Origin of the sequence: Serratia sp. H402Y (assembly GCF_051172415.1) — a bacterium.
Lineage (GTDB): Bacteria > Pseudomonadota > Gammaproteobacteria > Enterobacterales > Enterobacteriaceae > Serratia > Serratia ureilytica.
In genome coordinates, this window is record NZ_JBPIYZ010000001.1 from 516,129 (window position 1) to 530,631 (window position 14,503).

Consider the following 14,503-nt stretch of genomic DNA (forward strand, 5'->3'; position numbering starts at 1 on the left):
CCCTCAGCCACCCGCCATCGATGGAGGGCGTGCCGCCCATCCGGTTACTTTTTTAGGGTTCGTTCAATTCAATGTCGATTGAAACGTAAAATCCAGAGGAGTAATTCAATGGCTCAAATGTCAAAAGAAGATCCGCAGCTCAACGCAAAAAATGTCGCCGCTCAGGTCAATGACGGCGGCGAATTCGCTGAATATACCCCTGAGCAGTTCGGCGCCGTAGGCGATGGCCTGGCTGACGATCGAGACGCTGTTAGCGCCATGTTCGCTAAAGTGGCGATTGACGCCGCTAACTCGATGAAAAAACGCCAGGTCAGAATGGCGAATGTCTATCGGTTGACGTTGGGTTCGGCTTGGCAGTCTCTACAGATCCCCAGCAACTGCCATATTTATGGCGGTGGTGAAATTCACCTGGATGACGATACGCCTCAAATCAACATTTTTAATACCGTGGAACAGTCGAATTTCATCGTGGAAGATCTGAGGATCACGAGAAAGGTGACTCAGAAAGATGCAGATCCTATTTGGTGGTATGCCACTCGCGCGTGTACCGGCATGGCTTTCACCCGTTGTGAAAACTTCACCGTGAGAAATTGCGTCATCAGCATGCATACCGATGCTTTGGGCCTTTCTGACTGTACGTCAGTTACCCTTGAGAACAATTTACTTAAAGATCTGGGTGAAGAACCTATCGCCGTTCGTGGCGGACGCCATATTACAATCCAGAATAACGAACTGACGAATCACCAGGGTGACGGGATCTTGCTGAAAACGGGCGTGAACCGAGATGCTTATGACATCTTGATTGTGAACAATCATATTCATGATGGACATAAACCCGCTAAACCTGCTGGGGCCGGGCATACGCAAAGAGGGGGCGGGGTGACATTGAATAATGAAGTGACCGGTACGCCTCATTCATTCACTAACCTGACCGTTGCCAATAACCATATTGTTAATACCAGCTATGGCATCTCGCTGGGTGGAATCAGTGACATTAATATCTCTAATAACTACATCAAAACGATCGAAAGGTTCGGCATTCAGATCGACTATTCCTTAGTGAATAACCCCACCAAAATCCCTACGAATAATTCACGAATTATCGGGAATCACGTTGAAGATACCGTTGAGAATGGCATCGACTATCACGGCAATAACGATATTTCTGTCGCTGAGTCCGTTATCGCAAATAATTTTTTAAATTTCTGCGGCACCTCCAATTCCTCGGCCTTCAATGGCATTGCCGCAACGGAGGCGACCCTCTCAGGCAATATTATCAATAATTGCAAGGTTGCCCTGTTCACCAATAGCTGCGTGATGACCGGCAACAAGATAACCAACTCCGGATGGACCAGCAGCCAGGTATGGATCAAGCTGTACGGCGACCGTACGGTGTTTTCCGGCAATCGGGTCACGGACTCTGGGTTTGGTTATATCCGTTTCTTGAATGGGAAAAACGCCATTATTGAAGGGAATGTGATTAAACTTGCTTCTCCCGCTCGGGCGCTGGAGTTAGGCGGGGCATTTGACGAAACGACTCTCATTGGCAAGAACGTCTGGGATTGCGCTTTTAAACCGATTCTCTCTACGCTTGCAGGGGTAACGGGCAATCAACTCATTCAGTATTCCTTCCCGAATGAAGGCGTGCCCCACATTACCCCTCAGATGTTCGGCGCGAAGGGCGATTGGAATGATACAGCTGGCGTTGGTACGGATGATACGCAGGCGTTTAAACAGGCTATCGCTTATGCGATTAGCCAAGGCTACAAGAAGCTCTATGTTCCTGCCGGCAACTATTACATTACAGATACCTTAAATTTAGGGGGAGAAAACTACACCGGAGATAAAGGCATTGCGATAGAGGGTGAAAATTGGATTAGTACGAAATTCTTCTTTAAGCCGACGTCTAATGATCATGCGTGTTTTGAGTCGAAAGGCGGTTCCGGGATCCATACCAACAGATATATCAGCGATGTGACGATTACGCCGGCCAAGGGCGCGTTATATACGGGCACCGGCTATCGGATCAATGGTTCCTGTTTCATGCGGCATGAAAGATTGCTGATTATGAAGTTTTTTGTGAACTTACATCTGTTGAACGGCTATGCCGGTGCGTTTACCGAGTTCGTCAGTTTTCACTCTTGCCGGTTCCACCGTGGCTTGTCGAACATCTTGATGGAAAGCAATGGCGGGGATAGCTCCTTCCACGGCGTGGGGTTCCATGAAATTCAATGTCAGATCAAGGTCTCCGGCAATCCGGGCGATGGTGGCACAAATACGGATGCCGGCGTGGGGCTGGAGTTGAGAGGAAACGCCAACAGCGTAACGTGGTACAACGGTTTCTGCTATATCCACCTGTTCGGCGGCGTCGGCGCTACGGCGATCAAACTCACCCGAACCAACACCGATAACATCCTGGGGCAGTTTACTTGCGAAGGTGAAACTATTCTTCAGAGTGATGGAAGCACCTTTGAATGTCGGGGCGGTTTCTATAACGTGGGTAATACCACTTACAATGTGGCTGCAGAACCGGTAAACGGCATCGCGGCGGCATTTGTGTTTGATAACATGCTGAGCAATACGACAAGATTCGCCAACGCGGCAATCGCCGATATGGCTCCTAGGCAACTTCCGTGGTCCTTGGCGGACAGGGCCAGCCATGGCGCTTATCCGGCCATTTTCCATGGTATCAAGGACGGCTCCGATAACCTGTTCTATGCCGCCAAAGGAGGGAGTACCAGCTACCATTACTTTGGCGGCATTTCTCCAGGCAATAACCTTCAGGGGTTTGAACCGGGCGTCAGGTTGGCTCAGGACGGGGCTTCTTTAATTAGTTTTGCACCTAAGTTTACGCTTGGCGCTAATAACAATACGACCAGCAGCGGCGTATCCATCTCCCCGGCGGATTTTTCGCCGCAGAAGGATATCGCGACCGCCTTAGGACAACCCTCATTTAAATGGAGCGGGTTGTACACCAAGCAGTTAACGGTTGCGGATAATGGCATCTATCCGGCCGGTAACGGCGCTTATCCTATTGGTGGGCCGAATAACCAATTCTCCTCCGGCCACATAAAAGTGTTGAATATTTATGATTCAGCGAACGTGAACGGAGATCCTGTAGGTGTCAGAGTTGCTGTCCCCGCTTCGGCCGTTGCACCCGGTAAAATAGGCCAATGGTCGGCAGACTCCACGTTTTTTTATATTTGCACGGCGGCCAATACCTGGAGAAGGGTAGCGCTCACCACATGGTAGGTACTGAGCTTGCGGCTGGCGGTTGACCTATCCCCATCGGCCTGCGGGGCGGCGAGTGCGTCGCCCCGGTTTTTCCTCTGCATCATCCCGCCATTGCACTCTTTTTGTTCTCCCGCTGCGCGCCGCTGGTGCAGCCCGTTTGCCGCCGCCGTCATAAGTTTTAATTATAATTTATTGAAATCATGAGATTAAAAATTGGCACGCCGGTTGCTCTGTTGAATCCCATCTTGTGTACCAGATGGAATTCAGTCGATGAGCGAATCTGTTGTAGCGTGCGGTTTTACCCTCAGTGAATGGCAACACCATTACCAAACCCGCCCGGCGGGCGAGCGCCTTGCCTGCGTCAGTGCGACGATCGAAACGCTGGTCGCCGGGCTGAACCCAGACGATAACGCCTGGCTGTATCTCGCCACGCCGGCGCAGCGCGAGCAGCAGTATCGGCAGTTGGCGCAGAGGCTCGAGGCGGTCGCCGGCGATCTCAGCCGCCTGCCGCTGTTCGGCGTGCCCTTCGCCATCAAAGACAATATCGACGTTGGCGGCTGGCCGACCAGCGCCGCCTGCCCGGCGTTCACCTATCAGGCCGCGGCGGACGCCACCGTGGTCGCCCACCTGCGCGCCGCCGGGGCGATCGCCCTTGGTAAAACCAACCTCGACCAGTTCGCTACCGGGTTGGTAGGCACTCGCTCACCGTATGGCGCAGTGGTCAACAGCTTCGACAGCCGCTACGTCAGCGGCGGTTCCAGCTCCGGCTCCGCCTCGGCGGTGGCGCGCGGCCTGGTGCCGTTCGCGCTCGGCACCGACACCGCCGGTTCGGGGCGCGTGCCCGCCGGTTTCAACAACATCGTCGGGCTGAAGCCGACCAAGGGGCGGTTGTCCAACCGCGGCGTGGTGCCGGCCTGCCGGTTGAACGATACGGTGTCGGTCTTCGCGCTGACGGTGGCCGACGCCGCGCTGGTGGCGGAACTGGCGAGCGGCTTTGACGCGGCAGACCCGTATTCCCGCCCCGATCCGCATACCGCGCCGGCGGATATCCCCGCCGCGCCGCGTTTCGCCGTTCCCGCCCAGCTGGAGTTTTTCGGCGACGTTCAGGCCGAGCGGGCGTTTCACCGAGCGCTGGCGCAGCTGCAGGCGGGCGGCGCCACGCTGGAACCCCTCGATTTCGCGCCGTTTCGCACTCTGGCGGAACAGCTGTATTACGGCCCCTGGGTGGCGGAGCGCACGGTGGCCATTGAGCAGGTGCTGGAAGCGAGCCCGCAGGCTATCGATCCGGTGGTGCGCGGCATCGTCGGCAACGGCCTCGGCTACAGCGCCTGCGACGCCTACAAGGCGGAATACCTGCGCGCCGAGCTGGCGCGGCAAATCGCCCAGCGGCTGGCGCCGTTCGACGCGCTGGTGGTGCCGACCGCGCCCACTATCCGCACCCTGGCGGAGATGGCGCAGGAGCCGGTGCTGTTCAACTCGCAATTCGGCACTTACACCAATTTCACCAACCTGGCCGATCTGAGCGCGCTGGCGCTGCCGGGGCCGCTGCGCGAAGACGGTCTGCCGGCGGGCATCACCCTGATTGCGCCCGCCTGGCATGACCGGGCGCTGGCGGCGTTTGGCCTGCGCTGGCAACGGCAAAGCGCCTTGCCGCTCGGCGCTATCGGCCGGGCATTGCCGCCGCAGCCGGCGCCGGCCTCGTCTTCGGGACACGTGCGTTTGGCGGTAGTGGGCGCTCACCTTAGCGGCATGCCGCTCAACGTCCAGCTGACACAGCGCGACGCGGTGCAGGTGGAGCAAACCGCTACCGCCCCCTGTTATCGCCTGTATGCGCTGGCCGATACCGAGCCGCCGAAGCCGGGGCTGGCGCGCGCGGCGCAGGGGGCGGCGATCCGCGTTGAGCTGTGGGACATCCCGCTGGCCCGTTTCGGCGAGTTTGTGGCGGAAATTCCGGCGCCATTGGGCATCGGCACGCTGCTGCTGGCGGACGGCCGGCGGGTGAAGGGGTTTATCTGCGAAGCCTGGGCGCTGGAAGACGCGACGGATATCACTGAGTTTGGCGGCTGGCGCGACTATCTCGCCAGCGTTAAGGGGGCATGAACATGTTTACTACCGTACTGATCGCTAACCGCGGCGAAATCGCCTGCCGCGCCATTCGCACCCTGAAACGCCTGGGCGTAACCAGCGTGGCGGTCTATTCCGACGCCGACCGCAATGCGCCGCACGTCGCCGAGGCCGACAGGGCGGTGGCGCTCGGCGGCGACAAGGCCGCCGACAGCTACCTGCGCATCGACAAGATCCTCGCGGCGGCAGCGGCCACCGGCGCGCAGGCGATCTACCCCGGCTACGGCTTTTTGTCCGAGAGCGCCGAGTTTGCCGACGCCTGCGAAGCGGCGGGCATCGCCTTTATCGGCCCGACGGCGGCGCAGATGCGCGAGTTCGGCCTCAAGCACCGGGCGCGCGAGCTGGCGGCGTTGGCCGGGGTGCCGATGACGCCGGGCACCGGCTTGCTGGAGAGCGTTGAGCAGGCGGTCGCCGCCGCCGCGCGCATCGGCTACCCGGTGATGCTGAAAAGCACCGCCGGCGGCGGCGGCATCGGCCTGACGCGCTGTGACGACGAGGCGGCGCTGCGCGACGCGTACGACAGCGTCAAACGGCTGGGAGAGCAGTTCTTCCGCGACGCCGGCGCCTTTATCGAACGTTTCGTCGATCGGGCGCGCCACGTCGAGGTGCAGATTTTCGGCGACGGCCAGGGGCGGGTGGCGGCGCTCGGCGAGCGCGACTGTTCGCTGCAGCGGCGCAACCAAAAGGTGGTGGAGGAAACCCCGGCGCCGCATCTGCCGGCGGCGACCCGCCAGGCGCTGCACCGGGCGGCGGTGGCGCTGGGCGAGTCGGTGAATTACCGCAGCGCTGGCACCGTAGAGTTTATCTATGACGCTGCGCGCGACGAGTTTTATTTCCTGGAGGTGAACACCCGCTTACAGGTCGAGCACCCGGTCACCGAAATGGTCACCGGCCTGGATCTGATCGCATGCATGCTGCAGGTGGCGGCGGGCGACGCGCTGGATTGGGTGGCGTTGCAACGCGCGCCGCAGGGCGCGGCGATTGAGGTGCGCCTCTACGCCGAAGATCCGCTGAAAAACTTCCAGCCCAGCCCCGGCGTGCTGACCGAGGTGCATTTCCCTGACGACGTGCGCCTCGACGGTTGGGTGGCGACCGGCAGCGAAGTGTCGGCGTTTTACGATCCGATGATCGCCAAGCTGATCGTGCACGGCGCCGATCGGGTACAGGCGCTGGAAAAATTGCGCGTGGCGTTGGCGGCGACCCGTTTGCACGGCATCGCCACCAACCTCGACTATTTGCGGCAGGTGATCGCCACGCCGCAATTTCAGCGCGGCGACGTCTGGACGCGCCTGCTGGACGATGTGCGTTTCCAGCCGCACTGCCTCGAAGTGCTGCAACCCGGCACCTACAGCAGCGTGCAGGATTATCCCGGCCGCCTCGGCTATTGGGACATCGGCGTGCCGCCGTCCGGCCCGATGGACGACTTCGCGTTTCGGCTGGCCAACCGCATCGTCGGCAACCACCCGGCGGCCGCCGGGTTGGAGTTTACCCTGCAGGGGCCGACGCTGCGCTTTCACTGCGACGCCACCCTCGCGCTGACGGGCGCGAGCTGCCCGGCCGATCTGGATGGCGAGGCGGTCGCCTACTGGCGGCCGATCGCGGTGCGGGCCGGGCAGGTATTGACGCTGGGGCGCGCCACGCAAGGCTGCCGCACCTATCTGGCGGTACGCAACGGCTTTGACGTGCCGGTGTATCTCGGCAGCCGCTCCACCTTCGCGCTGGGCCAGTTCGGCGGCCACGCCGGGCGCACCTTGCGCGTGGCGGACATGTTGGCGATCGCCCAACCGTCGCTGGCGGCCAGCACCACGCCGGCGCCGATCGCCGCGCCGCAGGCGATGGACGACAGCCTGATCCCGCACTACGGCGACCAGTGGCACATCGGCGTGCTGTACGGGCCGCACGGCGCGCCGGACTTTTTCACCGCTGAATCGATAGAGGCCTTCTTCGCCACCGACTGGCAGGTGCATTACAACTCCAACCGCCTCGGGGTGCGCTTGGCGGGGCCGAAGCCCGAGTGGGCGCGGGAGGACGGCGGCGAGGCCGGTTTGCATCCTTCCAACGTGCACGACTGCGAGTACGCCGTCGGCGCCATCAACTTCACCGGCGACTTCCCGGTGATCCTGACCCGCGACGGGCCCAGCCTCGGCGGCTTCGTTTGCCCGGTGACCATCGCCAAGGCCGAACTGTGGAAAGTGGGGCAGGTGAAGCCGGGCGACCGCATCCGTTTCCATCCGATCGGCTTCCGGCAGGCGCAGTCGCTGGAGCAGGCGCAGCTCGGCAGCATCGAAGCGCTGGCGGCGGTGAAGGCCATCACCCTGCCGCCGCCGGATCTGGCCCCGGCGGAGACCGTTTCCGCCGCGGTGCTGGCGGCGCTGCCGGCGGCGGACGGGCGCCCGGCGGTGGCGTATCGCCAGGCGGGGGACGGCTACATCCTGATGGAGTACGGCGACAATGTGCTCGATCTGGCGCTGCGGCTGCGCATTCATCTGCTGATGCAGTCGCTGCGTGAGGAGGCGATACCAGGCGTGGCGGAGCTGGCGCCGGGCGTGCGTTCGCTGCAGATCCGCTACGACAGCCGGCAGATTAGCCAGGCCGACCTGCTGCAGCGCCTGCTGGCGCGCGAACGGGCGCTGGGGGACGTCAGCCGCCTGAAGGTGCCGACGCGCACCGTGTGGCTGCCGATGGCGTTTGAGGATTCGGCCACGCTGGGGGCGGTGGATCGCTATCAACAGACGGTGCGCGCCTCGGCGCCCTGGCTGCCGAACAACGTCGATTTCATTCAGCGCATCAATGGCCTGAGCCGACGCGAGCAGGTGCGCGACATTCTGTTCGACGCCTGCTACCTGATCCTCGGGCTGGGCGACGTCTACCTCGGCGCGCCCTGCGCGGTGCCGCTCGATCCGCGCCATCGTCTGCTGAGCTCCAAATACAACCCGGCGCGCACCCACACCGCCGAAGGGACGGTTGGCATCGGCGGCATGTACATGTGCATCTACGGCATGGACTCGCCGGGCGGTTACCAGCTGGTGGGACGCACGCTGCCGATCTGGAACAAGTTTCTCAAAAACCCGCAGTTCACCGCCGGTGAGCCCTGGCTGCTGCGCTTCTTCGATCAGGTGCGCTTCTACCCGGTCAGCGAGCAAGAGCTGGACGAGCAGCGCGAAGCGTTCCGTGAAGGGCGCATGCAGGTGCGCATCGAAGAGAGCGAGTTCGACTTCGCCGCCTACACCCGTTTCCTGGCCGACAACGCCGAGGCGATCGCCGACTTCCAGCATCGCCAGCAGCAGGCGTTCAGCGCCGAAGTGGCGCGCTGGCGCAGCGATGACGACGAGGCCGAGGCGCAGCTGTTGCCGCCGGAGGAAGAAGACGCCATCGACGGCGATTTGGTCAGCGCCGATCTGAACGGCAGCGTGTGGAAGATCCTGGTGGAACCGGGGCAGGCGGTGGCGGCCGGGCAGCCGCTGATCGTGGTCGAGGCGATGAAAATGGAGCTGGCGGTCACCGCGCCGCGCGCCGGGATCGTTAAACGCATCAGCTGCCGGCAGGGGCGGCCGGTCGGGCCGGGCGACGCCCTGCTGTGGCTGGAAAAGGCGGTCTGAACGGAGGAGCGATGATGCAAATCACCAACGGAGAGCACAAGGCGCGCCCGGAGGGGCTGGCGGAGCGCATTTATCTGCAGCTCAAGGCCGACATCTTCGAGTTTCGCCTGCTGCCGGGCGATCGCTTCAGCGAAAGCGACGTGGCGCAGCGCATGGCGGCCAGCCGCACGCCGGTGCGTCAGGCGCTGTTTCGGCTGGAGCGCGAAGGCTATGTCGAGGTGCTGTTTCGCAGCGGTTGGCAGGTGCGGCCGTTCGACTTCGCCTACTTCGAAGAGCTGTACGACCTGCGCATCGTGCTGGAGCAAGAGGCGGTGAAACGGCTGTGCGAACGCCCGGCCGGGGAAACGCCGGACGCGCTGGCGGCGCTGAGCCGTTTTTGGACCGAAGCGCCGCGTCTGGCGGACGGCAAGGCGGTGTCGCAGCACGATGAGCAGTTTCATCAGGCGTTGGTGGCCGCGGCGGGCAACGGCGAAATGGCGCGCATTCACCGCGAACTGACCGAAAAGATCCGCATCATTCGCCGGCTGGATTTCACCCAGCAGGCGCGGGTGGACGCCACCTACCGCGAGCACGCCGCCATTTTGCAGGCGATCCTGCAGCGGCAAAGCGGGGAGGCGCAAACGCTGCTCGGCGAGCACATCGCCGTCAGCAAGGCAGAAGTGCGAAAAATAACGCTGCACATGTTGCACCAGGCGCGGGCTCAGCAGCCTGCGCGCTCGGCGTAACGATTTTGATTTCATACACATCAGGAGTTTGAACTATGCAACGTCGTCGTTTTATCAAAGCTTTTGCGCTGTCCGCCGCCGCTGTCGGCCTGGGCCTGGCCTGGAGCGCGCAGGCCGCCGACACCATCAAGGTCGGTATTCTGAGTTCGCTCTCCGGCACCATGGCGATTTCCGAGACGCCGCTGAAGGATGTGGCGCTGATGACCATCGACGAGATCAACGCCAAAGGCGGGGTGCTCGGCAAAAAGCTGGAGCCGGTGGTGGTGGATCCGGCCTCCAACTGGCCGCTGTTCGCCGAAAAGGCGCGCCAGTTGCTGAGCCAGGACAAGGTGGCGGCGGTGTTCGGCTGCTGGACTTCGGTGTCGCGCAAGTCGGTGCTGCCGGTGTTTGAGGAGCTGAACGGCCTGCTGTTCTATCCGGTGCAATACGAAGGCGAAGAGATGTCGCCGAACGTGTTCTACACCGGCGCGGCGCCGAACCAGCAGGCGATCCCGGCGGTGGAATACCTGCTGAGCGAGGACGGCGGCGGCGCCAAGCGCTTCTTCCTGTTGGGCACCGATTACGTCTATCCGCGCACCACCAACAAGATCCTGCGCGCCTTCCTGCACAGCAAAGGCGTGCAGGACAAGGATATCGAAGAGGTCTATACGCCGTTCGGCTACAGCGATTACCAGACCATCGTCGCCAACATCAAGAAGTTCGCCGCCGGCGGCAACACCGCGGTGATTTCCACCATTAACGGCGATTCCAACGTGCCGTTCTACAAAGAACTCGCCAACCAGGGCGTCAAGGCCACCGACGTGCCGGTGATCGCCTTCTCGGTCGGCGAGGAAGAGCTGCGCGGCATCGACACCAAGCCGCTGGTGGGCAACCTGGCGGCCTGGAACTACTTCGAATCGCTGGATAATCCGACCAACAAACAGTTTGTCAGCCAGTGGAAAGCCTACGCCAAGGCGCACAATCTGCCGAATTACGCCACTGCGGTCACCAACGATCCGATGGAGGCCACCTACGTCGGCCTCCACATGTGGGCGCAGGCGGTGGAAAAGGCCGGCACCACCGACGTCGATAAGGTGCGCGCGGCGATGGCCGGGCAAACCTTCGCCGCGCCGTCGGGGTTCACGCTGACCATGGACAAGACCAATCACCACCTGCACAAGCCGGTGATGATCGGCGAGATCGAGGGCAACGGCCAGTTCAACGTGGTGTGGCAGACCGAGGCGCCGGTGCGCGCGCAGCCGTGGAGTCCGTATATCGCCGGCAACGACAAAAAACCGGATTACCCGGTGAAAGGCGGCAAGTAACGTCACTCAGCGCCGGCGCGGCCCGACGCGCGCCGGCTCAACAGAAGAGGCAGCTGATGCAATCTCCGTTTTTATCCTCTCTGCGCGCCGGGCTGTGGCTGTTGTGCGCCTGGCCCCTGCTGGCGCAGGCTGGGCCGGCCGATGAGTTCGCGGCGGCCACTCGCGCGCAGCAGGCCAAACTGCTGCAGGCGTGGGCGGCCGAGCCGGACGCCGCGCGCCTGCCGTTGCTGCAGGGGCTGCAGCAGGAAACCGTGGCGATCGACGGGGCGAAACGCGCCTTTATCCGCCAGGGCGACCGCTATCTGCCGCTTGAAGGTGAGGCGGCCCCGGTTGGCGAGCCGAAGAAGGTGTGGCTGAACAACCGGCTGCGCATTCTGATCGCCAACGCGTTGTCGGCGCAGCGGTTGGTCAGCGCGGACGCGGCGGTGCGGCTGCAGGCGGCGACCGCGCTGCAGCGTGAGGCGCAGGGCGAGCAGTTGCCGCTGTTGACCCGGCGGCTGGCGCAGGAGAAAGACCCGCAGGTACGCGACGCGCTGAGCATTGCGCTGGCGAACCTGCAATTGGCCGACGCCAGCCCGCAGGTGCGCTTCAATGCGGTGCGGCTGCTGGGGGAATCGGGCGAGCCGGAAACCCGCGCGCGGCTGCAAGCCTTGACCGATGCGGCCAATGAGCCGGACGCCGCGGTGCGCGCCGAGGCGCAGCGCAGCTTGCAGCGCGTGCAGCACCGCCTGATGATCGGCGATCTGCTCGGCCAGGCGTTCAGCGGCCTGTCGCTCGGTTCGATCCTGCTGCTGGCGGCGCTTGGCCTGGCGATCACCTACGGCCTGCTCGGCGTCATCAATATGGCGCACGGCGAAATGCTGATGCTCGGCGCCTATTCCGCCTATCTGGTGCAGGGGTTGTTTCAGCAATTTGCGCCGCAGTGGCTGGCGCTCTACCCGCTGGCGGCGCTGCCGGTGGCGTTCGCCATCACCGCCGGGATCGGCATGCTGCTGGAGCGCACGGTGATCCGCCACCTGTACGGCCGGCCGCTGGAAACCCTGCTGGCCACCTGGGGCATCAGCCTGGTGCTGATCCAACTGGTGCGGGTGCTGTTCGGCGCGCAGAACGTCGAGGTCGCCAACCCGGCGTGGCTGTCGGGCGGCGTGCAGCTGTTGCCGAACCTGGTGTTGCCGTGGAACCGCATCGCGGTGATCGCGTTCGTGCTGCTGGTGCTGGCGTTGACCTGGCTGCTGCTGAACAAAACCCGGCTCGGCATGAACGTGCGCGCGGTGACGCAAAACCGCGCGATGGCGGCCTGCTGCGGCGTGCCCACCGGGCGGGTGGACATGCTGGCCTTCGGGTTGGGATCCGGCATCGCCGGGCTCGGTGGGGTGGCGCTGTCGCAGTTGGGCAACGTCGGACCGGAGCTGGGGCAAGGTTACATTATCGACTCGTTCCTGGTGGTGGTGCTCGGCGGCGTCGGCCAGCTGGCGGGGACGGTGGCGGCGGCCTTCGGCCTCGGCATCGTCAACAAGATCCTCGAGCCGCAGATCGGCGCCGTGTTGGGCAAGATCCTGATCCTGGTGCTGATCGTTCTGTTTATTCAAAAGCGTCCGCAGGGGCTGTTCGCCCTTAAGGGCAGGGTGATTGACTGATGAGCCAACCATTGACAGTAACCGGCGTGCAGAAAGCGCCCCGGCTGGCGTTGAGCATCGGCGGGCTGGCGTTGCTGGCGCTGCTGGTCATGCCGTTCATGACGTTGTTGCCGGCGGATCATCCGCTGGCGGTGTCCACCTATACCCTGACGCTGGCGGGCAAGATCCTGTGCTACGCGGTGGTGGCGGTGGCGCTCGATCTGGTGTGGGGCTATGCCGGGCTGCTGTCGCTCGGCCACGGGCTGTTCTTCGCGCTCGGCGGCTACGCCATGGGCATGTACCTGATGCGGCAGGCGGCGGGCGACGGGCTGCCGGCGTTTATGGCGTTCCTCTCCTGGAACGAGCTGCCGTGGTTCTGGAGCGGCACCCAGCATTTCGCCTGGGCGCTGTGCCTGATCGTGCTGGTGCCGGGCCTGTTGGCTTTCCTGTTCGGCTACTTCGCCTTTCGCTCGAAAATCAAAGGGGTGTACTTCTCGATCATGACCCAGGCGCTGACCTATGCCGGCATGCTGCTGTTCTTTCGCAACGAGACCGGTTTCGGCGGCAATAACGGCTTTACCGGTTTCACCACGCTGCTCGGCTTTCCCATCACCGCCGCCGGCACGCGGGTGGCGCTGTTCCTGGCGACGGTGCTGCTGCTGGCCGCCAGCCTGGCCATCGGCTTTGCGCTGGCGCGTAGCAAGTTCGGCCGGGTGCTGACCGCGGTGCGCGATGCGGAAAACCGCCTGACCTTCTGCGGCTACGATCCGAAGGGCTTCAAGCTGTTCGTCTGGACACTGTCGGCGGTGCTGTGCGGGCTGGCCGGCGCGCTCTATGTGCCGCAGGTCGGCATCATCAACCCCGGCGAAATGTCGCCGACCAACTCCATCGAGGCCGCCATCTGGGTCGCCCTCGGCGGGCGCGGCACCCTGGTGGGGCCGCTGCTCGGCGCCGGCATCGTCAACGGCGCCAAGAGCTGGTTCACCATGGCCATTCCCGAATACTGGCAGTTTTTCCTCGGCCTGATGTTTATCGTCGTCACGTTGTTTCTGCCCAAAGGGGTGATTGGCCTGCTGCGTCGGAGGAAATCCTCATGAAGGCGATGCAAGTGACCGACGAACTGTTTACCCATCCGCTGCCGGCGGACAAATACCGGCAGCAAACCGATCCGGTGCTGCAGCTCGACAACGTCAACGTCAGCTTCGACGGTTTTCGCGCGCTGACCGATCTGTCGCTGCGCATTGGCGTCGGCGAACTGCGCTGCGTGATCGGCCCCAACGGCGCCGGCAAGACCACGCTGATGGATGTGATCACCGGCAAAACCCGGCCGGACAGCGGCAGGGTGTTTTACGACCAGACCGTCGATCTGACCCGGCTGGCGCCGATGCAGATCGCCCATGCGGGCATCGGCCGCAAGTTTCAAAAACCGACGGTGTTCGAGGCGCTGACGGTGTTCGAAAATCTGGAGATCGCCCAGAAAACCCGCAAGTCGGTATGGGCCTGCCTGCGCGCCCGTTTAAGCAGCGAACAGCGCGACCGCATCGACGAGATGCTGAAGACCCTGCGGCTGGGGCATGAGCGCCACCGGCCCGCCGGGTTGCTGTCCCACGGGCAGAAACAGTTTCTCGAGATCGGCATGCTGCTGGTGCAGGAACCGCACCTGCTGTTGCTCGACGAGCCGGCGGCCGGCATGACCGACGCTGAAACCGACTACACCGCTGAACTGTTCCGCGAGCTGGCGGGCAAGCATTCGCTGATGGTGGTGGAGCACGACATGGGGTTTGTGGAAACCATTGCCGATCGCGTGACGGTGCTGCATCAGGGACAGGTGCTGGCGGAAGGATCGCTGGCGCAGGTGCAGGCCGATGAACGGGTGATTGAGGTATATCTGGGGCGCTGAG

8 protein-coding genes are annotated in these 14,503 nt (G+C 62.8%); all 8 read left to right on the forward strand.

Features of this window, described 5'->3' with window-relative positions; all coding sequences use genetic code 11:
• Positions 1-108: 108 nt before the first annotated feature.
• The 8 genes from ACSBQS_RS02665 to urtD all read left to right on the forward strand — a co-directional run bounded on the left by ACSBQS_RS02665 (position 109) and on the right by urtD (position 14,502).
• Positions 109-3,252, forward strand: coding sequence for a right-handed parallel beta-helix repeat-containing protein (locus tag ACSBQS_RS02665; RefSeq protein ID WP_342163170.1), 3,144 nt, complete (start codon positions 109-111; stop codon positions 3,250-3,252).
• Between the two features lie 252 nt (positions 3,253-3,504).
• The gene (atzF, locus tag ACSBQS_RS02670) at positions 3,505-5,334 is read left to right on the forward strand and encodes an allophanate hydrolase (RefSeq protein ID WP_434989602.1); all 1,830 of its coding nucleotides are present in this window, start codon (positions 3,505-3,507) and stop codon (positions 5,332-5,334) included.
• Positions 5,335-5,336: 2 nt separating this feature from the next.
• Positions 5,337-8,957 (forward strand): urea carboxylase, encoded by a 3,621-nt coding sequence (uca, locus tag ACSBQS_RS02675; protein WP_342163167.1) that lies wholly within the window; start codon positions 5,337-5,339, stop codon positions 8,955-8,957.
• Positions 8,958-8,971: 14 nt separating this feature from the next.
• On the forward strand, positions 8,972-9,682 hold the full coding sequence (locus ACSBQS_RS02680; protein WP_033652689.1) for a GntR family transcriptional regulator: 711 nt from the start codon (positions 8,972-8,974) through the stop codon (positions 9,680-9,682).
• Between the two features lie 35 nt (positions 9,683-9,717).
• Complete coding sequence (urtA, locus tag ACSBQS_RS02685; RefSeq protein WP_025302020.1) at positions 9,718-10,986, forward strand: urea ABC transporter substrate-binding protein; 1,269 nt, start codon at positions 9,718-9,720, stop codon at positions 10,984-10,986.
• Positions 10,987-11,042: 56 nt separating this feature from the next.
• A complete protein-coding gene (gene urtB / locus ACSBQS_RS02690; RefSeq protein WP_060447578.1) occupies positions 11,043-12,623 on the forward strand; it encodes an urea ABC transporter permease subunit UrtB in 1,581 nt (526 codons plus the stop codon).
• Complete coding sequence (urtC, locus tag ACSBQS_RS02695; protein WP_025302022.1) at positions 12,623-13,699, forward strand: urea ABC transporter permease subunit UrtC; 1,077 nt, start codon at positions 12,623-12,625, stop codon at positions 13,697-13,699. The genes urtB and urtC overlap by 1 nt, the downstream gene beginning before the upstream one ends.
• Positions 13,696-14,502, forward strand: a complete 807-nt coding sequence (gene urtD, locus ACSBQS_RS02700) for an urea ABC transporter ATP-binding protein UrtD (protein ID WP_015377102.1) — start codon at positions 13,696-13,698, stop codon at positions 14,500-14,502. The genes urtC and urtD overlap by 4 nt, the downstream gene beginning before the upstream one ends.
• Position 14,503 lies beyond the last annotated feature (1 nt).